The organism is Sphingobium sp. (assembly GCF_003248505.1).
In the GTDB taxonomy this organism is placed as follows: domain Bacteria; phylum Pseudomonadota; class Alphaproteobacteria; order Sphingomonadales; family Sphingomonadaceae; genus Sphingobium.
This window is the reverse complement of sequence record NZ_QFOA01000001.1, coordinates 118,116-141,468: the sequence shown is the minus strand read 5'-3', so window position 1 is coordinate 141,468 and position 23,353 is coordinate 118,116. Positions and strand designations below refer to the sequence as shown.

The window sequence follows — 23,353 nt, the reverse complement described above, 5'->3', positions numbered from 1 at the left end:
CGCCCTTTTCCTTATCGCGCCTTGCGCGCCATGCCATCGGTCGCGGAGATCGCGGTCGTACCCGCGCCGTCTTCCGCCGGCGGCGTTTCGGGCGCGACATAGGGGCCGATCGCCTCGATATGCCAGCGCCGCTGCTCGGCGGTCGATCCGTCCACGTCGTTGACCCGCCGCAACGTCACCTGCCGCAGCGTGTGGAAGGGCTTCCCGGTCGCAGCGATACGGCCATAGACCTGCACCGGCACCGTAACGTAGAGCGAGCCTGCGGCCCCTTCGGGATCGGACGGCGCGCCGACATGCGCATGGATTTCGCTGAACCCTCGGAAACGCGCGCCGAAATGCGCATCGTCCTGCGCCCCGATCTCGCCAGTCTGATTCCACAGGTCCTGCGCATCGACGAAACGCTTTTCCTCCAGCAGGCCATAATAGCCCTGAACGACCTGCGCCGCGCCTTGGGCGCTGTCCGGATCGATCGTGCCCTCGGAAATCGGCGTGGGATCGACCGGCAGACCGCCGGGGGTTCCGGGCGCGGGGGGATCGAGCGGCTCCATCACCGCCATGGCCTCCGCCCGGACATTATTCTCGACCTGGGTCTGGTTCGCTCCGTTGGCGAGATTGTCGATCGCGCTTTCCTCCCGCCCGTCGCAGGCGGCGACGAGCAGGAGCGGGAGCAGCGTCAATGATCCGATCGATTTCCGCATTACCGGGGTTGCACCCTTGGAGCGGGATTGCGGCGGTCGCCGCCGCCGGACCTCATCGGTCTGGATTCCAGCGAGGGGCGCTGGGGTCGCTCCATGCGCGGCCCGCCTTGCTGCGGATCGCGCAGCCCCGGCTGCATACCGCCACGACCGGAACCGTCCCCGCGCCACCGGCCCGGACCCCGCGTACCGTCCTGTCCCTGCGGGGGACGGCCCTGCCAGTTGCCGTCGCGGGGCGAGCGACCCCGCCAATTGCGGTCGCCGTCGCGGGGTGGGCGACCCTGCCAATTTCCATCGCGCGGGGAGCGGCCCTGCCAGTTGCGATCGCCATCCCGCCAGCGACCGCGATCCCACCGCCCATCGGGCCGACGATCGCCGCGCCGCGCTTCCCAATAGCGCCGCTGCGCATCGCTCCAGCGCTGCCGCCGTCCGCCACGGTCATACACATAATAACCGGTCCCGGGATAATAGAAGCCGTCATTCCAGCCATAGCCGCCGGGATAATAGCCGCCGCCGTTCCAATAGGGATCGGCATAGCCGCCGCCATAATAGCCGCTGCCTACGCTCACCCCGCCATAGCCGTAGCCATCGTCATAGCAGCCGCCGAGGGTCAGCGCGCCCACAAGGCCCACCGCCGCCCATATCCGATGTCGGAAGCCCGTCATCGTCTTTCTCCTTATCGCCATCCTGCACGGGATAACGCGGCACGGTTGAATTGGTTGTGAATGGAAACAGGAGCGAAACAGTTCAGCCGCTGTTGCGCAGAGCCGTCGCGATGGCGTTGATCGACAGTTCGATCCCCTCCTTGATCCGGGCGTCGTCCTCGCCCGCGCGATGGCGCTTGAGCAGTTCCACCTGAAGGAGGTTCAACGGCTCGATATAGGGCAACCGCAGGCGGATCGAGGTTTCGAGCGCCGGGCTCTTTTCCAGCAGTCGGGACTGGCCGGTGATCGTCAGCAGCCCGTCATGCGCCTGCCCCCATCCTTCCCGGATGCGGTGGAAGATCGCCTCGCCCTTGGCCTGATCCTCCACCAGCGGCAGATAGCGCGCGGCGATGCCGAGGTCCGATTTCGCCAGCACCATCTCCAGATTGGCGAGCGCGGATTTGAGGAAGGCCCAATGCTGCGCCATGTCGGCGAGCAGCGCCTTGTCGCTGAACTGCGCGATCGCCTGCCCGACACCGTACCATCCCGGCAGCATCACGCGTGCCTGCGCCCAGCTGAACACCCAGGGAATCGCGCGCAAATCCTCGATGGCGCTGCTTTTGGTGCGGCTGGCCGGACGCGATCCGATCTTGAGGCCGGAGATTTCCTGGATCGGAGTCAATTGGCGGAAGAAGATGTTGAACCCGTCCGTACCGTAGACGAGATCGCGATAGGCGGTGAACGCAGCCTTCGAAAGATCGTCCATCGCGGCAGAGAAACGGGCATGGTCGCGCGGCGACACGCCGTCGGGTTCGAGGCTGGCGAGCAGGGTCGCGCTGGTCATCGCTTCCAGATTGGTCATGGCGACGTCGCGCGTGCCGAACTTGGCCGCGATCACCTCCCCCTGTTCGGTGATGCGGATGCGCCCCTGCACGCTGCCGCGCGGCTGCGCCTGGATGGCGGCGAAGGCGGAGCCGCCGCCCCGCCCCACCGCGCCGCCCCGTCCATGGAACAGTTGCATCGCCGCGCCCGCCTGCGCGAACACAGGTTCCAGCGCCTCGCTCGCCTTGTAGAGGCTCCAGGTGGAAGTCAGGTATCCGCCGTCCTTGTTGCTGTCGGAATAGCCGATCATCACTTCCTGATGGCCCCGCGCCTTCACCACGCCCGCGATTTCGGGCAGGGCGAAATAGGCGGTCATGATGCCGGGTGCCGCTTCGAGGTCGGCGATGGTCTCGAACAGCGGGATCGCCATGATCGCGGCTTCGGGCGGTGCGCCGTCGACGCCGGCGCGCCACAGGCCCGCTTCCTTGAGCAGGATATTGACCTCCAGCAGGTCGGACACGCTTTCCGCCTTGGAGATGATATAGTGGCTGATGCATGCCGTTCCGTATGTCCGGTGCGCCTGCGCTGCGGCATGGACGATCGCGAGTTCCGACGCCGTCTCTTCGGAATAATCGGAAAACGGCGCGCCCAGTGGGCGGTTGTTCGCCAGTTCCTGGCGCAGAAGTGCGACGCGCGCTTCTTCGTCGAGCGCGAGATAGTCCGCCTCGACCCCCGCCTGTTTGAGCAGTTCGGCCACGACCCGCTCATGCACGGCGCTGTTCTGCCGCATGTCGAGCACGGCCAGATGGAAACCGAATGTCTCCACCGCACGGATGAGCCGCCCAAGTGCGCCGCCCGTCGCCAGCGCGCCGTCGCCCCCGCTCGCCAGCCCCTGCGCCAGGGTGACGAGATCGCGGCGAAAATCCTGGGGATCGGCATAGGCCTCGCCCCGAAGCGCCGAGGGGCGCGGCGGCGCCTTGCCGACCAGCGCCGAATAGGTCGCGGCAAGCCGGGCGTAGATGCCCGACAGCGCGCGCCTGTAGGGTTCGTCCTGCCGACTGGCGGATGCGTCGCCGCTGCCCTGCGCAAGATCGATCACCGCCTGCGGCACCGGGGCCAGTTCGGTCGAAACCGACAGTTCCGACCCGAGGCCATGCACCCCGTCCATGTAGAAGGCGAGCGCGGCCTCGCATCCCCGGCCGAGCGCCGATTTCAGCTGCGGCGCCTGAACGAAGGGATTGCCGTCGCGATCACCGCCGATCCAGTTCCCCACCCGCAGAAAACTCTGCGGTCGCGCGCCCAGCACCCGCTCCCACCGCGCATAGAGCGCCGGCAGAACGGGCAGGAAGATATCGCGGAAATAGGTCAGGACATTGTCGATTTCGTCCTGAACGAAAAGCTTTTCGCGCCGCAGCGGACGCGTCTGCCACAGCAGCGCGATCTGGCGGAAAATCGCTTCGTCCAGATTTTCGCCCTCCGCCGTTTCCGTCCGGCCCGCATCCTTGAGCAGCATGAGGTCGGCGATGCGGTTCTTGTGGTCGATCATGCTCTTGCGCCGCACCTCCGTCGGGTGCGCGGTCAGCACCGGGACGATGAGGGCATGGGACAGAAGCTCCAGGATCGCGTCGCGCCCGACGCCTTCGCCCTCCAGACGCTTCACTGCCGAAGCGACATCCGCGCCCGGTTCGGCGGCGACGCCCTGCCGGTCCTCCGCCAGGTTCGCCAGCATCGAAAACAGCATGAACCCGCGTGTGAAGTTCAGCGTGTCGTCCAAGCTCAGCGCATCGAGCCCGGTGTCGGTGAGGTCCGCCCCCTGCAAACCCCGCGCCCTGTCGACGGAAGCGGAGCGGATATATTCGGTCTGGTTGTAAAGCTTCTCCCCCCCGTAAGCACGGATGACATCGCCAAGCAGACGCCCCAGATAACGAATGTCGGGGTTCTGCGCGATCGCGGGCGCGGACGGATTGGGTTCGAGAGTCGCCATGGCCTGATGCTGCATCGCACCAACACGATGGTCAAGGCGTTCCGGACTTGCGCCCCGCCCCCCTGCTGGGCCAAAGGATGCCCCGTGACCGCCAGCATCAGCATAGGAACCGACAGCCACGGCAAGGACGTGCTGGTCGACGTGGAGGAATTGCTCGCCACCCGCCTGCTCGTTCAGGGCAATTCGGGGTCGGGCAAATCGCATCTGCTGCGCCGCCTGCTGGAGGAAAGCGCCGCCATGGTGCAGCAGGTGGTGATCGACCCCGAGGGCGATTTCGTCACGCTGGCCGACGAATATGGGCATGTCGTCATCGACGCGGGCGACTATAACGAGCGTGAGATCGTCAAGATGGCGACCCGCATCCGCGAACATCGCGCATCTGTTGTGCTGAGCCTCGACGCGCTGGAACTCGAAGCGCAGATGAAATGCGCCGCGACATTCCTGTCCACCCTGTTCGACGCCCCGCGCGATCACTGGTATCCAGCCCTCGTCGTGGTGGACGAAGCGCAGATGTTCGCCCCCGTCGCCGCAGGCGATGTGTCCGACGAAGCGCGCCGCCTGTCGCTCGCCGCCATGACCAACCTCATGTGCCGGGGACGCAAGCGCGGTCTTGCGGGCGTCATCGCCACCCAGCGCCTCGCGAAGCTCGCCAAGAATGTCGCCGCCGAAGCGTCCAATTTCCTCATGGGCCGCACCTTCCTCGACATCGACATGGCGCGCGCCGCCGACCTGCTCGGCATGGAACGGCGGCAGGCGGAGCAGATTCGCGACCTTGAGCGCGGTCGGTTCCTGGGCCTTGGCCCCGCCATCGCCCGCCGCCCCGTCAATGTAAGGATCGGCCCGGTGAAGACCGGCACGCGCGGCGGATCGCACAAGCTGATGCCTCCGCCCGTCACCACGGGGGAGGATTTCCAGGAACTGCTTTTCGCGCGGGTCGAGGACGATGCGCTGCCCCCGCCGCCGCCCCGCGCCGATCCCCCGCCCCGGCCTGCGGAGGATATCATGCGCCAACTGGCCGATGCCCCGCAGGCAAGGCCTGCCGCACCCGAACTCGACTTCGGCCAGAACGAACCGGTCGTCATTGCCGTGCTGGAAGATATCGTCGCGGACCTGGACGACGCCGCCCCGTCCGTTTCGGCATTGTTCCAGGATTTCGGCGTGCGTTGCCGCATGAGGGGACTGAAACAGTCGCCGCTCGACCTTCCCGCTTTCCGCCGGCGGCTCGCGATGGCGCAGGCCGGGATGGCCGATGGCGACGACCCGCGTTGGCAAGATGCGCTCAAGGCCGCCGCACCGGTGCCGGAAGACATGCTCGCGCCCTTCCTCCTGATCGCCCGCGCGGCGCTCGACGGGCGGCCATGCCCGGACGATGGCGCGCTTGCGCGTGCCTATGGGACCAGCTCGCCGGGCCGCGTGCGACGGCTCATCGACTATATGGAAAAGCTGGGCGTCATCGTCGCCCGCACCGATTTCTCCGGCAAGCGTTCGATCGGGGTTCCGGGCCTTGGTCTTTCTACCGCTGCGGCTGACGGATGACCGCGCCTGCCGTCCTGTTCGTCTGCCTCGGCAACATCTGCCGTTCGCCGCTGGCGGAAGCCGCGTTGCGGGCCGAAGCGGCGCGATCCGGACTGACGCTGACCGTCGATTCCGCCGGGACGGGCGGCTGGCACGCAGGCGATCCGCCAGATCCCCGCGCCCAGCGCGAGGCGTTGCGGCACGGGATCGACATCGCAGAATATAAGGCGCGGCAGGTGGAGCCGGGAGATTTTCACCGCTTCACGCATATCTTCGCGCTCGATCCCGACAATCTGCGCGACCTGCGCCGTATTCGCCCGGCGGATGGAACCGCGCAGCTCACGCTGTTGATGGACATGGTCGAGGGGCGGCAGGGATCGGGCGTCGCCGATCCATATTATGGCGAAGATACGGCATTTGCCGTCACCTGGGCCGATGTGGATCGCGCGGCAAAAGCGATCGTGACGCGTCTGTCGGCACGCTAGGCCCATCGTCCCACCATCTTGACGCGGCCAGCCGGGGCTGTAGCTTCACCGTTTCTATTCTCAGCCGGCTGGAGCGCGTTTCATGTGCCATGCCCCGATGCTGATTGCCGCGGTGCCCGACGCCGGACGCATGTCCTCCGGCCACCTGCGCCCCTGTGCTTCGCCCGCCCGTCATTCCCTGCGGAGCGGTCGATGATCGCATAACAAAAGGGGGAGAGGAACAAGCATGGATATCGTCATCATCGCAATGGGGTGCGGCCTGCTGGCCGTGCTCTATGGATTATTCACCAGTCGACAGGTGCTGAGCGCATCGCCCGGCAACGAAACCATGCAGGCGATCGCGGGCGCGATCCAGGAAGGGGCGAAGGCCTACCTCGCCCGCCAATATACGACCATCGCCATCGTCGGCGTGGTCGTCGCCGTGCTGGTCGCCCTCTTCCTCGGCATGACGTCTGCCATCGGCTTCCTGATCGGCGCGATCCTGTCCGGCGCGGCCGGCTTTATCGGCATGACCATTTCCGTGCGCGCCAATGTCCGCACCGCCGAAGCCGCGCGCGGGACGTTACAGGCCGGTCTGACCGTCGCTTTCCGCTCAGGCGCAGTTACAGGGATGCTGGTGGCGGGCCTGGCGCTGCTCGCGATCAGCTGTTTCTTCTGGTATCTTGTCGGACCGGCGGGCCATGCGCCCGATGACCGGCTCGTCATAGACAGCCTCGTCGCGCTGGCCTTCGGCGCGAGCCTCATTTCCATTTTCGCGCGGCTGGGCGGCGGCATCTTCACGAAGGCGGCGGACGTGGGCGCAGACCTCGTCGGCAAGGTGGAAGCCGGCATCCCGGAGGACGATCCGCGCAACCCCGCCGTCATAGCGGACAATGTCGGCGACAATGTCGGCGACTGCGCGGGCATGGCCGCCGACCTGTTCGAAACCTATGTCGTCACCGTGGGCGCGACGATGGTGCTGACCGCACTGCTCGTCACCGGCGTCGACAACGCCTTCCTCCTCAGGCTCATGGCGCTGCCGCTGGCGGTGGGCGGCATCTGCATCATTACGTCCATCATCGGCACCTACATGGTGCGGCTCGGCGCGAGCCAGTCGATCATGGGCGCGCTCTACAAGGGTTTCTGGACGACGGCGATCCTGTCGATTCCGGCGATCTACTATGTCACCGCGCAAGTGTTGGGCGACATGAACGCCGTCTTCGGCGCCGACTTGGACGGCGTGGGCGGCTATACCGGCATGGCCCTGTTCTGGGCGATGATGGTCGGGCTGGCCGTCACCGGACTCATCGTCTGGATTACCGAATATTACACCGGCACCGACCATCGCCCGGTGCGCAGCATCGCGAAAGCATCGGAAACCGGCCACGGCACCAACGTCATCCAGGGACTGGCCATCAGCCTTGAGGCGACAGCGCTGCCGACGCTGGTCATCGTCGTCGGCATCGTCGTCGCCTATCAGCTTGCGGGACTGATCGGCATCGCTTTCGCAGCGACCGCGATGCTGGCGCTGGCGGGGATGGTAGTGGCGCTGGACGCCTATGGCCCGGTAACCGATAATGCAGGCGGCATCGCGGAGATGAGCCATCTCGACGAAAGCGTCCGGGCAAAGACGGACGCGCTCGACGCGGTCGGCAACACGACGAAGGCGGTGACGAAAGGCTATGCCATCGGGTCGGCGGGCCTTGCCGCGTTGGTGCTGTTCGGCGCCTATACGGAGGATCTCAAATTCTACAATTCGGCGCTCGGCCTCACCGCGCCCGTCGATTTCAGCCTGTCCAATCCCTATGTCATCGTCGGTCTGCTGCTGGGTGCGCTGCTGCCCTATCTGTTCGGATCGATGGGCATGACTGCCGTCGGCCGCGCGGCAGGCGACGTGGTCAAGGACGTGCGCGACCAGTTCGCCAGCAACAGGGGCATCATGGAAGGAACGTCGCGCCCCGACTATGCCCGGACGGTGGACCTGGTGACGCGCGCGGCCATCAAGGAAATGATCGTCCCCTCGCTGCTTCCTGTGCTCGCCCCGATCGTCGTCTATTTCGCGATCGCCGCCGTGGCGGGAACCGCCAACGGCTTTGCGGCGCTGGGCGCCCTGCTGCTGGGCGTCATCGTCTCGGGATTGTTCGTCGCGCTTTCGATGACATCGGGCGGCGGTGCCTGGGACAATGCCAAGAAATATATCGAGGACGGCCATCATGGCGGCAAGGGCAGCGAAGCCCATAAGGCCGCGGTGACCGGCGACACCGTCGGCGATCCGTACAAGGACACAGCGGGACCCGCAGTCAATCCGATGATCAAGATCACCAACATCGTCGCCCTGCTGCTGCTCGCCGCGCTTGCGCACGGCGGTTGACGCCACGACGATGAGGGGCCGCCGCCCGGTGCGTCGGCCCCTTATTTGACCTCCGAAACGGTCCAGTCGCCTTGATGGCGACAAGGGCGGGTCGTCTTGCCGCTGTCCACGGGCGGGCCTATAGCGCGCGCCATGACTGCTGAACCCTTCCGGTCGCAGCTCGCCGCGCTGGAGCAGCGCGGAAGGCTGCGTCGACTCGCTCCGCGTTCGGGGCGCGACTTTGCCTCCAACGACTATCTCGGCCTGGCGGGCGATCCCATCATCGCGCAGGCCGTGTCCGACGCGGTGGCCCGGGGCGTACCGCTGGGGTCGGGAGGATCGCGCCTGCTGCGTGGCAACGCGCCAGAACATGAAGGACTGGAAGCCAAGGCAGCCGATTTCTTCCGGACTCAGGCCGCCCTGTTCGTCGCCAATGGCTATGTCGGCAACTTGGCGCTGTTCTCCACGCTGCCCCAGCGCGGCGACCTGATCGTCGCGGACGAACTGATCCACGCCAGCGCCCACGACGGCATTCGCATGAGCAAGGCGACCGCCGTCTTCGCGCGCCATAACGATGTTCAGAGCTATTCCGATCTGATCGTCGCCTTTCGCGGCGAAGGCGGAAAGGGGCGGATCTGGATCGCGGTGGAAACGCTGTATTCGATGGATGGCGACATGGCTCCCCTGGCCGACCTCGCCAAGCTGGCCGCAGTGCACGACGCGATGCTGCTGCTCGACGAAGCGCATGGCACCGGCGTGTTCGGTCCGGGCGGTCGGGGGCTGTCATCGGGGCTCGACGGGCTTCACAACGTCATCACTCTGCATACCTGCGGCAAGGCGATGGGGGCGGAGGGAGCATTGATCTGCGGCCCCCGCACTCACATCGACTATCTCGTCAACCGCGCACGCCCCTTCATCTATTCGACGGCGCCATCGCCGCTGATGGCGGTGGCGGTGTCCGCCTCGATCGACCGGATCGAGCAAGCGAGCGACCTGCGCGACCGGTTGAAAACGTTGCGGCAAGACGCGGCCGAGGCGATCTGCGCGCCGTTGCGCCTTCCCGCGCCGCGCAGCCAGATCGTGCCGGTGATCCTGGGCGACGACAGTCGCGCCATGGCCGCCGCCGCCGCCTTGCAGGAATCCGGGTTCGACGTGCGCGGCATCCGCCCCCCCACCGTCCCCGCAGGTACCAGCCGTCTTCGCATTTCCCTGACGCTCAATGCCAGCCGGGCGGACGTGGCGGCATTGGGAGAGGCGCTGCAAAGGATCGTCGCATGACCGTCTTCGTGGTCACGGGCACCGATACCGACATCGGCAAGACCGTGTTCGCCGCCGGACTCGCCGGCGCGCTGGACGCTTACTACTGGAAGCCGATCCAGGCGGGCATCGATCCGCGGGGCGACCGGGAAACCGTCGCCGCCCTTTCCGCGCTTCCCGCCGAACGCATCCTGCCGGAGGCCTACCGCCTCGCCACGCCCGCCTCACCACATCTTGCCGCGCGGATCGACGGGGTGGAGATCGCGCTCGATTGCCTTGCGTTGCCGCGGGTAGACGGCCCTCTGGTGGTCGAAGGCGCGGGTGGCCTGATGGTCCCGATCTCGGAAAAGCATCTGATGATCGACCTGTTCGCCCATTGGGGCAAGCCCGTCATCCTGTGCGCGCGCACCGCTCTCGGCACGATCAACCACAGCCTGCTCAGCATCGAAGCACTGAAGACCCGGCAAGTGCCGATCGCCGGTATCGCGTTCATCGGCGACCCCCATGAGGAAAATGAACGCATCATCCCGCAGCTTGCCGGAATCCGGTCGTTGGGGCGCCTGCCGGTGCTCAATCCTCTTACCGCCCCAGCTTTGGCCGCCGCGTTCGCGCAAAACATCAGCCTTTCCGAAACTTTCAACGGTCGATAATTTTCGACCAACGACATGGACAAGGATGTTTGACGGGCGTTCAAGTCCGCATCATCCTCCATGCGCGACAGCGCGCTTTACGAGATTTGCAAGGGACGCATCGATGAAGACCTTTTTCCTCAGCGCCGCCGTTGGCGCGCTCACCCTGGCTACCGCCGCCGCGCGGGCCGAACAGGCTGCGCCGACCGCCGCGCAGGCGAGCGCCAAGCCGACCTACGGCACCTATGGGTTCGATACGGCGGGCATGGACCGGTCGGTCAAGCCCGGCGACGATTTCTACGAATATGCCAACGGCACCTGGGCAAAGAACACGCCCATTCCAGCGGACAAGTCCAACTTCGGGGCATTCACCGTGCTGGAGGAATTGTCGCAAAAGCGGACGCGCGGCATATTGGAAACCGCACAGAAGGACCGGACGAGCAAGATCGGCAATGCCTATGCCAGCTTCATGGACAAGGCGGCGGTAGAGGCGAAGGGGCTTGCCCCCATTCAGCCTTGGCTCGCCGAGATCAAGGGGATCGCGGACAAGAACGCCTATGCCAAAGTCGCGGCCAAAGCGGCTCGATCGGGCGTCCGGGGGCCATTCCGATTCTATGTCGGGCAGGACGACAAGGATCCTGAAACCTACATCCTTTCGATGATGCAGGGCGGCCTCGGCCTTCCCGACCGCGATTATTATCTCGACGCGGGCGAAAAGATGGCGGCAATCCGCACCGCCTATGTCGCCCATCTGGAAAAGATGCTGACTCTGGCCGGGGAAAGCGACGCCAAGGCACGCGCCGCCGCCCTGATGGCGTTCGAGACGGAAGTGGCCAAGGTCCATTGGACCCAGATCGACAGCCGCGACGCGGACAAGACCTATAACAAGCTGACACTCGCCCAGCTTCAGCAGGCGGCACCCGGTTTCGATTTTGCCGGCTATTATGCCGCTAACAACCTGAAGCCGGCCACCTTGATCGTGGCGCAGCCCAGCGCCGTCACCGGCGAAGCCGCGCTGATCGCCAAGGCCCCGCTTCAGGTGCTGAAAGACGGTTTGCTGCTGTCGAGCCTGCACGCCTATGCCGATTACCTGCCCGACAGCATCGCCGACGCAGACTTCGCTTTCTACGGCACAACCCTGTCGGGCACGCCTCAGCGTCCGGAACGCTGGAAGCAGGGCGTCGACTTCCTCAAGGAATCGCTCGGCGAGGAAGTGGGCAAGGTTTATGTCGCGCAATATTTCCCGCCGGAAACCAAGGCGGCCATGGACGAACTCGTCCGCAACGTCATCGGCGCGATGGGTCGCCGGATCGACGCGCTGACATGGATGAGCCCGACCGCGAAAGCGCGTGCGCACAAGAAGCTCGCCGCCTTCACGCCCAAGATCGGCTATCCCGACAAATGGCGCGACTATACGGGGCTGGAGATCAGGCGTGACGACCTGCTCGGCAATGCGATGCGCTCCAACGCTTTCGAATTCGACTATAATGTCGGCAAGCTCGGCAAGCCCATCTATCGCTGGGAATGGGGCATGACGCCGATGGAGATCAACGCCTACGCCAATTTCGGCATGGTGGAGATCGTCTTCCCCGCCGCGATCCTGCAACCGCCCTTTTTCGATCCCCATGCCGATCCGGCAGTCAACTATGGTGGCATCGGCGCCGTCATCGGGCATGAACTCAGCCACCATTTCGACGATCAGGGTGCGAAATATGACGAGACCGGCAAGCTCGACCAGTGGTGGACCGACAAGGACGTCGCGAGCTTCAAGGGCCTGACCGACAGGTTGGTCAAACAATATGATGCCTACGAACCCTTCCCCGGATCGCATGTGAAGGGCGCGTTTACGCTGGGTGAGAATATCGGCGATCTGGGCGGCCTGACGGTTGCGCTCGATGCCTATCATGCCTCGCTCAAGGGCAAGGAAGCGCCGGTGATCGACGGTACGACAGGCGACCAGCGCTTCTATCTGGGCTGGGCGCAGGTGTGGCGGCGCAACTATCGCGAGGCGAACCTGCGCCAGCGGCTGGTGACCGATCCCCATGCGCCGTCGCAATATCGCACCGACATCGTTCGCAACTTCGACAGCTGGTACGAAGCCTTCAAACCCGCGCCTACCGGCAAAATCTATCTTGCACCCAAGGACCGGGTGAAGATCTGGTGACATCAACCAAGGCTGGCGATGGTATCGCCAGCCTTTTTGCCCGCCCCGCCAACCGTTTCTCTCACGCGACGAGCCGTTATTCTTCGGCTCGTCATCCCCTGAATCGCACGACTCGCCGTTCCATCCTTCCAACTGCGGAACGGATTTCCCAGTTAGTCCGTCTGATGATCAGTGTGTGATCGAAGAGGAGAAGAAAGTTGACGGGTCTCAACACGAAGTTTCTGAAAACCGGAATCGCGTCGGTCGCCTTGTTCGCCGCGTTCCCCGCTCTTGCGCAGCCTCAGCCCGCGGCCCCCGCGCCGTCGGCGGCCACCCCGGCCCCGGCCGCAGGCGCGAGCAACTTCAGCGATGCCGACATCAAGCAGTTCGCTGCCGCCGCTGTCGAGGTCACAAAGATCCAGCAGGATACGTCGATCCCAGACGCCGACAAGCAGCCCAAGATGGTGGCTGCGCTTCAGGCCTCGGGCATTGCGCCTGAAAAATTCAACCAGATCGGGCAGGCTGCTGCCGCCGATCCTGCGCTCCAGCAACGGATTCAGGCGGCCGCGCCGCCAGCGCCCGCTGCCGCGGCTCCCGCTCAGCCTTCCGCTCCCGCCGCCCCGGCCGCTTCGCCGCAACAATAGTCGCGGAGTGCGGAACGTAGATGCAATTTGGGGGAGGCTCTTGGCCTCCCCTTTTTTGCGCGATAAGCGCTTGGGCCATGACCTCCCCTGTCTGGCATCCCTTTTTTCAGCACGGCCTTAACGAGCCGATCCCCCATGTGACGAGAGCGCAGGGGGCGTTGCTGCATCTGGCCGACGGCAATACTTTGATCGACGGCATTTCGAGCTGGTGGGTCACGACCCATGGTCATTGCGAGCCACGCATCGCCGCCGCCATCGCGCGACAGGCATCGACGCTCGATCAATTGATCTTCGCGGGCTACACTCACGATCCGGCAGAGCAGGTGGCAAGCGGCCTCGTCGCTATGGCACCGCGCTTCGACGATCAACCCCGGCTCGAACATGTCTTCTATTCCGACAGCGGATCGACCGCCGTAGAAGTGGCGCTCAAGATGGCGCTGGGCTACTGGCATAATATCGGCGAAGCGCACCGGCACCGTATCCTCGTCATGGAGCATAGCTATCATGGCGACACGATCGGCGCGATGTCGATCGGGGAACGTGGCGTCTACAATGCCGCCTGGGAACCGTTGCTGTTCGATGTGGGAACGATCCCCTTCCCCGCTCCCGGTCGTGAGCAAGCCTGTCTCGACGCATTGGAAGCGGCCTGCGCCGATAGCCCTTCGGCCTTCATAGTCGAGCCCCTCATTCTGGGCGCGGGGGGGATGCTGATCTACGATGCCGCCATGTTGCGCGCCATGGCGGCGATCTGCCGACGATACGGCGTGCTGTTCATCGCCGACGAGGTGATGACCGGTTGGGGGCGCACGGGCACGATGTTCGCCTGCGAACAGGCGGGCGTGGTTCCCGACATCATGCCGGTCGCGAAGGGGATCACAGGCGGCGCGCTGCCGCTTGCCGCGACTCTGGCGAGCGCGCCGATTTTCGAGGCGCACCGCTCTACCGATCGCGCCCGGCTCTTCTACCATTCGTCCAGCTATACCGCCAACGCCATCGCCTGCGCGGCGGCGGCGGCCAATCTTGCGATCTGGCGGGAGGACGATGTGCTGGGCAGGATCGACAATCTGACCCGTGCCATCGCAGACCGCATGGACAAGCTGGCATGCCAGCCCGCCTTCACGAATGCCCGGCAACTCGGCACGGTCGCCGCGATAGACCTTGAAGCACGCGACGCGGGTTATCTTTCCGACCTTGCGCCGAAGCTGCGTGCCTTCTTCATGGAGCGCGGCCTCTTGCTCCGTCCGCTGGGCAACACCATTTACCTGATGCCGCCCTATTGCATCGATGCGACACAGCTCGACGCGATCTTCGCGGCACTGCATCAGGCAGGCGAAATCTTCGGCCTGCACGCCTGACTTTCATTTTGCACCATTTGGCGCTATGGCGGCGCGATTTTACGTATTCCCGGGATATTATGGCCAAAGAAGAATTGCTTGAGATGCGCGGACAGGTTGTGGAGTTGCTTCCCAACGCGATGTTCCGTGTGCGACTGGAAAATGATCACGAGATTCTCGGCCATACGGCCGGCAAGATGCGCAAAAACCGCATTCGTGTGCTTGTCGGTGACGAAGTGCTCGTCGAACTGACGCCCTACGACCTGACCAAGGGTCGGATCACCTATCGCTTCAAATAAGCCGCTGGCATCGATGCGGCTCATTTTGGCTTCGGCTTCGCCCAGACGGTTCGACCTGCTGGGACAGATCGGCGTGATCCCAGATTGCGTCGACGCTGCGGATATCGACGAAACGCCGCACAAGGCGGAACTGCCCGCGCTTTACGCCGCTCGCGTGGCGGCTGAAAAGGCCGTCCCGGTGGCGCAGCGTCATCCGGGCGCCCTCATCCTTTCGGGCGATACGGTCGTGGCGGCGGGCCGCCGCATTCTGCCCAAGGCGGAAAGCGAGGAGGAGGCGCGTTCATGCCTTACCCTTCTTTCGGGACGGCGGCATCGCGTGTTCAGCGCCGTAACGCTGGTCGATGCCGACGGCCATGCGCGGCATCGTCTTTCAACGAATGTCGTCATTTTCAAACGGCTCGACGCTGCCGAGATCGACGCCTATGTCGCCAGCGGAGAATGGCGGGGCAAGGCAGGCGGCTACGCCATCCAGGGCCGTGCCGCCGGACTGATTCGCGCTATTCAAGGCAGCCACAGCGCCATCATGGGGTTGCCGCTTTATGAAACCCGCGCGCTGCTCAAGGCAGCGGGCTATCCACTGGACTGAACCCATGGCCGAATGGCTTTACGAGGAAGGGATTGGCGAGGCTCGGGCCGCGTTGATCGAAAATGGCCGACTGGTCGAAGCGCTGATCGAGCGGGAAAGCGACGCCGCGCGCGCAGGTGCGGTTGTGCAAGGTCGACTGATCAACACAGTTATCCCCAGAAAGCGCGGCATCGTAAGACTGGTATCGGGCGAGGAAGCGCTGCTCGAACCGCTGCCGCCGCGCCTGGCCGAAGGCGCGAACGTACTGGTCGAAATCCTGCGGGAAGCCATATCCGAGGAAGGCCGCCCAAAACGCGCCAAGGCGCGCGTCGCCCCCCCCGGCGTCAAGCCGCATCCCGGCGCCAGCCTGCTTCAGCGCATTCGCGCCACCGGCGTTCCGGTCGTTCCATGCCCTGCGCATGAAGAGGACAGGCTGGAGGCGCACGGGTGGAGCGAACGTCTCGAAGAAGCGATGAGCGGCGAGGTTGGGACAGAGGCCGCCGCCCTGCGCCTTTTTCTGACGCCTGCCATGTTGCTGATAGACGTGGACGGATCGCTTCCCCCCGCACAACTCGGCCCCAAAGGCGCGAAGCTGGCCGCCCAGACGGTTCGGCGCATGGGGCTGACCGGTTCCATCGGCATCGACCTGCCGACGATGAACAACAAGGACGAGCGAATGATCGCCGCGGCGCAGATCGACAAATATCTGCCCCTGCCATTCGAACGTACGGCAGTGAACGGCTTTGGCTTCCTTCAGATCATAAGGCGGCGCGAGCGCGCCAACCTTATGGAACTGATGCGTGAAGACCCGGTGCTGGCCGCTACGCTGGCGCTGCTACGCCGGGCGGAGCGCCACGGCAATGGCGGCCCTGTGACGATGACCGCTGCCCCGGCTGTCGTCGGCCTGCTACGCAAGCGATCCGACTGGATTGATCTACTCGCACGGCGGCGCGGCGGCGACATCGGCTTGCAGGCCGACCCGGCACTCTCCCTCTCCGGCAGCCATGTCGGCTAAATCCGCCCGCTGCCCGATCTGCGGCCAGCCCGCGCAGGCCGCCACTCGCCCTTTTTGCGGACCGGCGTGCCGCGACCGCAACCTGTTGCAATGGCTGGGCGAAGGATATCGCGTGCCAGGCACTTCAGCGTCCGAAAACCTTCAAAAAAATGACATCGAAGGGCTGGACAGCGAAGCGGATTGACGCTTATAGGCACGCCTCCATCCGGCGGCCCACTGCCGAAGACCCATGCCCGGGTAGCTCAGTTGGTAGAGCATGCGACTGAAAATCGCAGTGTCGGCGGTTCGACTCCGTCCCCGGGCACCACCTTCCTTTACGCGTTGGTTCATAGACATCCAAAAATTGGCTGAAATGCGACGCGGCGTGGACCCTGCTCCCGAAACAGTTGGCGAGCGGAACGTAGCGATTGGCGATTGCGCGGTTGATTTTCAAACGACCGAACATGCGCTCGATGCAGTTGCGTTGCTGGTAGAGCGGCCGGTCGCGTTCGGTCTTCACGCGGCGGTTCGGTCGGGCTGAAATAACGGCCTGGATATCGCGGCTCGCAAGGTCTGCGGATAGCGTCGACATCATATGCCTTGAGGATCGATCGCCGCCCAAGCTTGATCCGACATCCAAAACAATGACCGCGACATTTCCAACGCCCCCCGCTTGAGCGGCGTTCCCGTGAATCAGCAAGCGTGCGTATTTCCAAAAGGCTGATTGAGTTTGGACTCAAACAGGCTGCGGCTAGTTAGTTCGCAGCAAGAAAGGCTTTCATATCATTGAGGAACTGCTCCGGCTGACGAGCTCTTTCTGTGAGAACATCGTATACATTTTCATTAGTAGGCAGAAAGAAGCGCCTGTCACGAATGGCTTCCAAAACCATCATGCCAACCTCTTCTGCGGTGCGCGTAGCGAAATGGGATGTCGCATAGGGCGCAAGCTGGCCGATGGGACCGCTCGGTCGGATTTGTTCGACGATGTTCGTTGCGACCGGACCGGGTATCAGACAGGTCACGCCAATTCCCTTGGGTTCCAATGCGAGTGCGAGGCCCTCGCTCAAACTCAGTACGGCTGCCTTGCTTGCATTATATGCCAGCGTCCCCGGTTCGTAGGCAAATGTTGCCGCGAGCGACGCAGTGTTGACGATATGCGCATCGCCGGTCGCAGCCAGATCGGGCAGGAAGGTCTGAACACCGCTCACGACTGACAGGAAATTCACGCGGAATACGAGTTCCCACTCGCTCATCGGTGTATTTTCGAAATCGCCGATCGGCAAGATGCCGGCGTTGTTCATAAGAATATCAACGCGACCTAGCTGATCGAGCGTTTGCCGCCGCAGTTCGACAATCTCTTCCGGGCGGCCGACGTCGCAGGGAATGGCAATGGCCTTTACGCCACTAGATCTGAGTTCTGCCGCCGTCGCTGCCAGCCTTTCTTCGTTCACATCGGCGATGGCGATATGCACGCCCGCACGTGCCAGAGCTAACGCCGTGGCTCGTCCTATTCCGCTGGCGCCGCCGGTTATGACGGCAACTTTCCCCGCAAAATGCTTCACGATCCGGCCCCGGCCGCTTGAGTCGAGTGCGTTGTATCAGCAGCGACGATCGCCACCCATTCTGCCCAGGTTTCGATCCGCTTCCAGAACAACTCGCGCGTACTGGCGAAATTATGCATGTGGCCCATTCGAGGGCAGATGAAGAGGTCAACCGAGGTGGCCGATAGATAAGCGCGCGGCTCGCCCTTCGGATCGGCCGATACGTCCCGTTCCCCCATGGCGAACAATACCGGACATCTGATTGCCGCCGCTTCGGTAGCGACGACGCCCGGCGACAAGGATGACGCGGAAACGACTGTAGGCAAAGTCAGCGATGACCAGGGGGATGCCTCGAACCCGCCCCGCTCCTCTTCGGGGCGCTGCGCCATCTCGAAATTGATGAGGTCGCCCTCTGCAATTTGACGATCGACATCGTCGTAGTGGAACCCCCAGACGAACTTACGACCCGCATCTTTCGCAAGCAATTTGGCCTCCGCCAATGCTTGCGGATTCATGATTGCCAATGGCTCGTCCAACTGCGTGTCGCGGGTAAACCAAGGCGTCGTGAAAGGGGTGGTTCCAGGCTCATGCTGCGGGTGGGTGTGGACGGCGCTGTACCCCAGAATGGCGACACCGTCATAGCAGTGGTGGCGGCCCTGCTGCACGATTGTCATCATGCCGCCCATCGACTGTCCGATGCCCAGCTTGAGAGGATTGTCGATCCGCGGAAAGCCTGTGTTCAGCGTACCGGCAGCAAGGCGCTCCAAAAGCTGGCGTTCAGCGTCATGAGCCGCAGCGGCGAGCGTCGATGGATTGAGGCGCTTACCGTCACCGTGCAGGCTGCTTTCACCGACCCCGAGGTGATCGACCGCGACGAATATCCACCCGCGCGCGACGTGCCAATCGGCTTGCGCGCCCTTGGCTGGTCCCGGCAGATCTACGGTGTAGTAGCCCTTCGAATAGCCGCCTCCCGGCTTTGCGAAGCAGACGATCGGGCGATCCGGCATGTCAGCAGGGTCAGGGAGGATCACCGTCATCGCAATATGTGCCGGCTCACCCAGCGCTGCTGCTTCCGTCACGTCGATCTTCAGGTCGATCCGCGCCATCCTCGTCCTCCGTCATGTCGTTCTGTGCAGAAGGTGTGCAGTCGTACACCCCTTTCGTCAAGGGCTTGTTGCGGTCCGCTGAGTGACGCTAAGGGAAGACATGTCATCGGCAGTCCTCCCATCGGCAAAGGTGCGGCCCAGCGAAGCTGCTATTTTGGCCGAAGCCCAGCGCATGTTCTCCGCTCGCGGTTATGCCGAGGTTGGCTTGCGCGATATCGCTACCGGTGCTGGCGTCAGTGTGGCGCTGGTACAAAAGCGCTTTGGGACCAAAGCCGACCTTTTCGAAGCCGCGCTCCGTGACGCTCAGCGGCTGGATCCCTTGCTGGAGTGCCACAAAGACGATTTCGGACGACATGCGGTCGGCCAAATGGTGGCCCCGCCTGCGCGTCATCCCATGGCGATACTGATACGCGCGGCGGCCCATCCAGAGACGGCGACGATAGCGACGCGGCTGCTCAACGAGGAGGTAATCGCACGGCTCAGCCAATGGCTTGAAGACGGCGAAGCGCGAAAGCGGTCTATCATCGTCACGATGATGTGTTCCGGTTTCATGATGTACAGACACATGTTGCCGCTGACGACCCAGGGCCCCGAAGAGTCGCAAAAAATCGCGGAGCAGATGGCAGATATGTTGCAACATATTGTCTCTGCACGCTGAACGTTCGCAAATGCGCAGTCCGACAAGCGAGGCCCCATTGCCATTCCAAGACCATCGGTGCGCCACTTGCGCTAAACCCCTGACGAAATCCTATCCGTCGCCATCCCCGAAATTCTGATGATTGCCAGGAGAATATCATGCTGACCGTGCATCACTTGGGCGTTTCGCAGTCCGATCGGATCGTATGGCTCTGCGAGGAACTCGCCATTCCATATGAACTGGTGCGCTATGACCGTGATGCCGTTACGCGGCTGGCGCCTGCCGCTTACAAGGCCTTGCATCCATCGGGAACGGCGCCCGTCATTACCGACGAGGGGCTGTCGCTCGCGGAATCGGGCGCCATCATCGACTATATCGTGGCAAAGCATGGTGACGGCCGGCTGACATTGACGGTCGACCATCCGAATTTCGCGCAGTATCTCTATTGGTATCATTTCGCCAATGGCTCGCTCATGCCCGCCATGATGGGTCTTATGGCCGGCGGAGCGGTGCAGCCCCTCATGCGCAACCGCGTCGATCGCGCGCTGGCCGCTTTGGAGGCTCATCTAGCGGACGGCCATATATGGCTTGCGGGCGACACCTTCACCATAGCCGATATCATGATCCTGTTTCCGCTGACGACGATGCGGGCATTCGTTCCGCTGGACCTCGCTCCCTATCCTGGGATTGGCGCTTATCTTCGGCGCGTGGTGGAACGGCCCGCCTTTCAAGCAGCGAAAGCAAAGGCCGACCCCGATCTCATCCTGCAAGTCGACTGAGCCAGCCGACTATGCCGGATTTTCCAGCCTGCCGGAAATCAAGGTCGCTCCGGTTGCCGAAACACAAGATTGCGGAAGGCTGTGGCGCAAATCCAAAACTATTTCCGTCGCACGCCCTGCTGCGCCGCCGTGTCGCCGCCTGAAAAATACCGTCATATTGCCCGGGTGCACGACAACCCGTCTGGCGACGTTTGCCGTCGGCTGTTTCGTGCCTCTTGGAATCGCTCGACGTTTCATACGCCATCGACCTGGTTGCCCCAAATCGACGCGAGCGCCAGAAACAGATTAGGTTTTTAACGGTCGCCGGATCGAACGTCAGAAAGCTTTCGCCATTTGCGGCTTTCTTTGTCCGTTGCGGACCGGCGATCGGTGCGCGTCTAAGGCTGAAGAACTATGACAAGATTATGCGTGGCGCGAAAGCGTGCGCGAGTTGGTCTTGACCTTTGCCCAGCACAAGAGCCGCCCCTGCGCGGCGGAGTATGTCGGAACGCGACTCTTCCGCCGCGCTCGCGGTCGTGGATCGGGCAGCCTGCGGAACTGCCCCGGCCGATGCGCCGTTCCCGTTAGGACGATCCAGACCGATCACGGCTATAGAGGTATCCCGATGGAAGCAGACCATAATCTGGTGATCGTAGGTGGAGGCGTCGCTGGCCTCGACATCGCCACGCGCCTAGCCGGCAAACGCGCTCATGGCCGGCACCTGAGAGTCACTCTCATCGATCGGGAAACGGCGTATGTCTGGAAGCCGATGCTTCACACCATCGCCGCAGGCACGTCGGAAGCCAGCGCGCAGCAGACCGTTTATGCAGCCCAAGCGGCCAGGCTTGGGTTTCGGTACGAACTGGGAGAAGCTCTTGGGATCGACCGTCATGCCCGCCAAGTGCAGCTTGGCGCCATCTGCGTCGACGGCGAGGAAATCGTGCCCGAACGGACGATTGCCTACGATACGCTCGTCCTGACGGTCGGAAGCCGTGCCAACGATTTCGGTACGCCGGGCGCCGCCGAGCATGCCGCGCGGATCGATTCGCGATCCGACGCCATGGCGTTCAACGATCGTCTGCGCGCAGGTCTGGTGCAAAGCACACTCGCCGGCAAGCCGTTGACGGTAGGCATCGTCGGCGGAGGCGCGACGGGTGTCGAACTCGCCGCCGAATTGATCCAGATCGCCGGATTAATCGAAAAATACGGAATGAGTCGCGCCTCCGAGCACATCAAGGTCGTGCTGATCGAGGCCGGCCCTCGCCTGCTTGGCACGTTTCCGGAGCGCCTGGCGGCGGCGTCCCGGATCAAGCTGGAGCAATTGGGCGTGATCGTGCGCACCGACACGAGGGTCTCTTCTGTGGAGAAAACGGGCTTTCAGCTCAACGGGAATGAATATCTTCCGGTCGATTTGAAGGTTTGGGCAGCAGGCGTAAAGGCGCCCCCGTTGATCGGTGGGTTGACCGATCTCGAACGCACCCGGAATGGCCAGCTCGTCGTCGGGCCATCCTTTGCCGCGCCCGGCGATCCCCACATCTATGCCGTCGGCGACTGCGCCAGCCCCCGCCTCCCCGGCCTCGAAGGCCCGGTCCCTACCACGGCGCAGGCCGCGAGCCAGCACGCCCGCTATCTTTGTCGCCACCTGCCCGCGCTGATCGCCGGCAAAACGGTGCCGCCTGCGCGTTATCGTGACTTTGGAGCACTTGTATCATTGGGCGGCTATGACGCTTTTGGCACTCTGGGGCGCTTCGGCTTCTTCGAAGGCGGGTTTCTCAGGGGAAGGGTTGCGCAACTGGGGCATGCGATGCTCTACCGCAGCTATCAGGCGCGTTTGCATGGGGTAGGCCGTGGCACGCTTCTGTGGCTGGTGGACACGATCAACCGGCGTGTCCGGCCCACGGCGCGGCTATCGTGACGGGGCTTGCCCTCCGATGACATTCCACGAAACATACAGGAGAATTTCATGCTAGCCGTACAGATAACGAAATTTGGTGGGCTGGAATGTATCGTCGTCCAGGAAAGCGACGTTCCTGTCCCTGGCCCGGGCGAAATCCTCGTAAAGGTATCCGCCGCGGGCGTTAACCCGGTCGACTGGAAAATACGCGAAGGTCATATGAAGGACATGCTTGCCTTCGCCTTTCCGACCACGCTGGGCAGCGAACTGGCGGGAACCGTCGTCGCGCTGGGTGAGGGCGTTACGGACCTTGCGCCCGGTGATCGCGTCCACGGTTCGACAGGAGCGCTCGGCGCGTTCGCCGAATTCGCTGTCATCGCCCGCAACGCGATAGCCAAGATTCCCGACAAACTGGATTTCAGCGAAGCAGCCGCCCTGCCGGTAGGGGTGCTGACAGCCACCGCCGCGTTCAAGGCGGGCGCCGTCGGGCGCGACACGCGCCTGCTGATACACGCAGCCTCGGGAGGGGTCGGAACCGTCGCCATCCAGCTCGCGCACGCATTGGGAGCCGAAGTGACGGCGCTGGGTTCTGCGAGCAATCTCGATTTATTGCGCAGCCTTGGTGCCCACCATGCCGTCGATCGGACCACCTCGTACGAGACACAAATCGGCGACTTCGACGTGGTGCTCGACGCATTCGGTCCCGAAGCCCAGGCACGATCCTGGGGCCTCATGAGGCCGGGGGGCATTCTGGTCTCCCTGGTTGCTCCCCCCGATCAAGGGCAGGCACAGGCACATGGCGTCAGAGCAACGATGAGCTTTGGGGTGCCGGAAAGCGCGGCGCTGGAAAACGCGGACCGCCTGGTAGAGCAAGGGTTGCTCCGCCCGATCCTGCATCGAACCTTCCCGATCGCGAAGGCAGCCGAGGCGATCGCGGAAGTCGAAGCGGGCCACGTCCGCGGCAAGAACATACTTCTTCTCTGAAGATGCCGGCGCCATAGCCGGGGCCGCAGCGGCGCGCAGTTCGGTCGGGCCATCGTCGGTTTCCAGCGCCTTCACCTGCTCCGCACGATGCGAG

General features: G+C 63.8%; 21 protein-coding genes and 1 tRNA gene. 17 read left to right on the top strand and 5 right to left on the bottom strand.

Annotated features, from left to right (window positions below):
- Nucleotides 1-11 precede the first annotated feature (11 nt).
- From DI606_RS00580 to ppc, 3 genes are all read right to left on the bottom strand, one after another.
- Nucleotides 12-698 carry a hypothetical protein gene (locus tag DI606_RS00580; RefSeq protein ID WP_293978961.1) on the bottom strand — a complete coding sequence of 229 codons (687 nt, stop codon included), beginning with the start codon at nucleotides 696-698 and terminating at the stop codon, nucleotides 12-14.
- On the bottom strand, nucleotides 698-1,360 hold the full coding sequence (locus tag DI606_RS00575) for a peptidase (protein WP_293978959.1): 663 nt from the start codon (nucleotides 1,358-1,360) through the stop codon (nucleotides 698-700). Before DI606_RS00575 ends, DI606_RS00580 begins: the two co-directional genes overlap by 1 nt.
- Before the next feature lie 82 nt (nucleotides 1,361-1,442).
- The gene (gene ppc, locus DI606_RS00570; protein ID WP_293978957.1) at nucleotides 1,443-4,145 is read right to left on the bottom strand and encodes a phosphoenolpyruvate carboxylase; all 2,703 of its coding nucleotides are present in this window, start codon (nucleotides 4,143-4,145) and stop codon (nucleotides 1,443-1,445) included.
- 84 nt (nucleotides 4,146-4,229) lie between these two features.
- On the opposite strand from ppc, the gene DI606_RS00565 reads away from it, so the two are divergent.
- The 13 genes from DI606_RS00565 (at nucleotide 4,230) to DI606_RS00505 (ending at nucleotide 16,667) form a co-directional block, all read left to right on the top strand.
- Nucleotides 4,230-5,681, top strand: coding sequence for an ATP-binding protein (locus DI606_RS00565; protein ID WP_293978955.1), 1,452 nt, complete (start codon nucleotides 4,230-4,232; stop codon nucleotides 5,679-5,681).
- The gene (locus DI606_RS00560; RefSeq protein WP_293978954.1) at nucleotides 5,678-6,145 is read left to right on the top strand and encodes a low molecular weight protein-tyrosine-phosphatase; all 468 of its coding nucleotides are present in this window, start codon (nucleotides 5,678-5,680) and stop codon (nucleotides 6,143-6,145) included. The genes DI606_RS00565 and DI606_RS00560 overlap by 4 nt, the downstream gene beginning before the upstream one ends.
- A gap of 226 nt (nucleotides 6,146-6,371) precedes the next feature.
- Nucleotides 6,372-8,495, top strand: a complete 2,124-nt coding sequence (locus tag DI606_RS00555; protein WP_293978952.1) for a sodium-translocating pyrophosphatase — start codon at nucleotides 6,372-6,374, stop codon at nucleotides 8,493-8,495.
- A gap of 132 nt (nucleotides 8,496-8,627) precedes the next feature.
- Nucleotides 8,628-9,752 carry an 8-amino-7-oxononanoate synthase gene (locus DI606_RS00550; RefSeq protein ID WP_293978950.1) on the top strand — a complete coding sequence of 375 codons (1,125 nt, stop codon included), beginning with the start codon at nucleotides 8,628-8,630 and terminating at the stop codon, nucleotides 9,750-9,752.
- Nucleotides 9,749-10,381, top strand: coding sequence for a dethiobiotin synthase (bioD, locus tag DI606_RS00545; RefSeq protein ID WP_293978948.1), 633 nt, complete (start codon nucleotides 9,749-9,751; stop codon nucleotides 10,379-10,381). Before DI606_RS00550 ends, bioD begins: the two co-directional genes overlap by 4 nt.
- Before the next feature lie 103 nt (nucleotides 10,382-10,484).
- On the top strand, nucleotides 10,485-12,524 hold the full coding sequence (locus DI606_RS00540) for a M13-type metalloendopeptidase (protein ID WP_293978947.1): 2,040 nt from the start codon (nucleotides 10,485-10,487) through the stop codon (nucleotides 12,522-12,524).
- 197 nt (nucleotides 12,525-12,721) lie between these two features.
- Nucleotides 12,722-13,147, top strand: a complete 426-nt coding sequence (locus tag DI606_RS00535; protein WP_293978946.1) for a DUF4168 domain-containing protein — start codon at nucleotides 12,722-12,724, stop codon at nucleotides 13,145-13,147.
- Nucleotides 13,148-13,224: 77 nt separating this feature from the next.
- A complete protein-coding gene (locus DI606_RS00530) occupies nucleotides 13,225-14,502 on the top strand; it encodes an adenosylmethionine--8-amino-7-oxononanoate transaminase (protein ID WP_293978945.1) in 1,278 nt (425 codons plus the stop codon).
- Between the two features lie 59 nt (nucleotides 14,503-14,561).
- The gene (gene infA / locus DI606_RS00525; RefSeq protein WP_003049127.1) at nucleotides 14,562-14,780 is read left to right on the top strand and encodes a translation initiation factor IF-1; all 219 of its coding nucleotides are present in this window, start codon (nucleotides 14,562-14,564) and stop codon (nucleotides 14,778-14,780) included.
- A 13-nt stretch (nucleotides 14,781-14,793) separates the two neighbouring features.
- Nucleotides 14,794-15,366: a nucleoside triphosphate pyrophosphatase gene (locus DI606_RS00520; protein ID WP_293978943.1), complete on the top strand. Its 573-nt coding sequence runs from the start codon at nucleotides 14,794-14,796 to the stop codon at nucleotides 15,364-15,366.
- A gap of 4 nt (nucleotides 15,367-15,370) precedes the next feature.
- On the top strand, nucleotides 15,371-16,360 hold the full coding sequence (locus tag DI606_RS00515) for a ribonuclease (RefSeq protein WP_293978942.1): 990 nt from the start codon (nucleotides 15,371-15,373) through the stop codon (nucleotides 16,358-16,360).
- On the top strand, nucleotides 16,350-16,544 hold the full coding sequence (gene yacG / locus DI606_RS00510; protein WP_293978940.1) for a DNA gyrase inhibitor YacG: 195 nt from the start codon (nucleotides 16,350-16,352) through the stop codon (nucleotides 16,542-16,544). Before DI606_RS00515 ends, yacG begins: the two co-directional genes overlap by 11 nt.
- A gap of 47 nt (nucleotides 16,545-16,591) precedes the next feature.
- A tRNA-Phe gene (locus DI606_RS00505) sits at nucleotides 16,592-16,667 on the top strand.
- Nucleotides 16,668-17,094: 427 nt separating this feature from the next.
- Here DI606_RS00505 and DI606_RS00500 read toward each other — a convergent pair.
- Nucleotides 17,095-17,901, bottom strand: coding sequence for an SDR family oxidoreductase (locus DI606_RS00500; protein WP_293978938.1), 807 nt, complete (start codon nucleotides 17,899-17,901; stop codon nucleotides 17,095-17,097).
- A complete protein-coding gene (locus tag DI606_RS00495) occupies nucleotides 17,898-18,986 on the bottom strand; it encodes an alpha/beta hydrolase (RefSeq protein ID WP_293978936.1) in 1,089 nt (362 codons plus the stop codon). Before DI606_RS00495 ends, DI606_RS00500 begins: the two co-directional genes overlap by 4 nt.
- A 100-nt stretch (nucleotides 18,987-19,086) precedes the next feature.
- On the opposite strand from DI606_RS00495, the gene DI606_RS00490 reads away from it, so the two are divergent.
- The 4 genes from DI606_RS00490 (at nucleotide 19,087) to DI606_RS00475 (ending at nucleotide 23,259) form a co-directional block, all read left to right on the top strand.
- Nucleotides 19,087-19,644 carry a TetR/AcrR family transcriptional regulator gene (locus DI606_RS00490; protein WP_293978935.1) on the top strand — a complete coding sequence of 186 codons (558 nt, stop codon included), beginning with the start codon at nucleotides 19,087-19,089 and terminating at the stop codon, nucleotides 19,642-19,644.
- 137 nt (nucleotides 19,645-19,781) lie between these two features.
- Nucleotides 19,782-20,402, top strand: a complete 621-nt coding sequence (locus DI606_RS00485) for a glutathione S-transferase family protein (protein WP_293978934.1) — start codon at nucleotides 19,782-19,784, stop codon at nucleotides 20,400-20,402.
- Between the two features lie 604 nt (nucleotides 20,403-21,006).
- Complete coding sequence (locus DI606_RS00480) at nucleotides 21,007-22,296, top strand: NAD(P)/FAD-dependent oxidoreductase (protein WP_293978932.1); 1,290 nt, start codon at nucleotides 21,007-21,009, stop codon at nucleotides 22,294-22,296.
- A gap of 48 nt (nucleotides 22,297-22,344) precedes the next feature.
- The gene (locus DI606_RS00475) at nucleotides 22,345-23,259 is read left to right on the top strand and encodes an NADP-dependent oxidoreductase (protein ID WP_293978929.1); all 915 of its coding nucleotides are present in this window, start codon (nucleotides 22,345-22,347) and stop codon (nucleotides 23,257-23,259) included.
- Nucleotides 23,260-23,353: the final 94 nt, after the last annotated feature.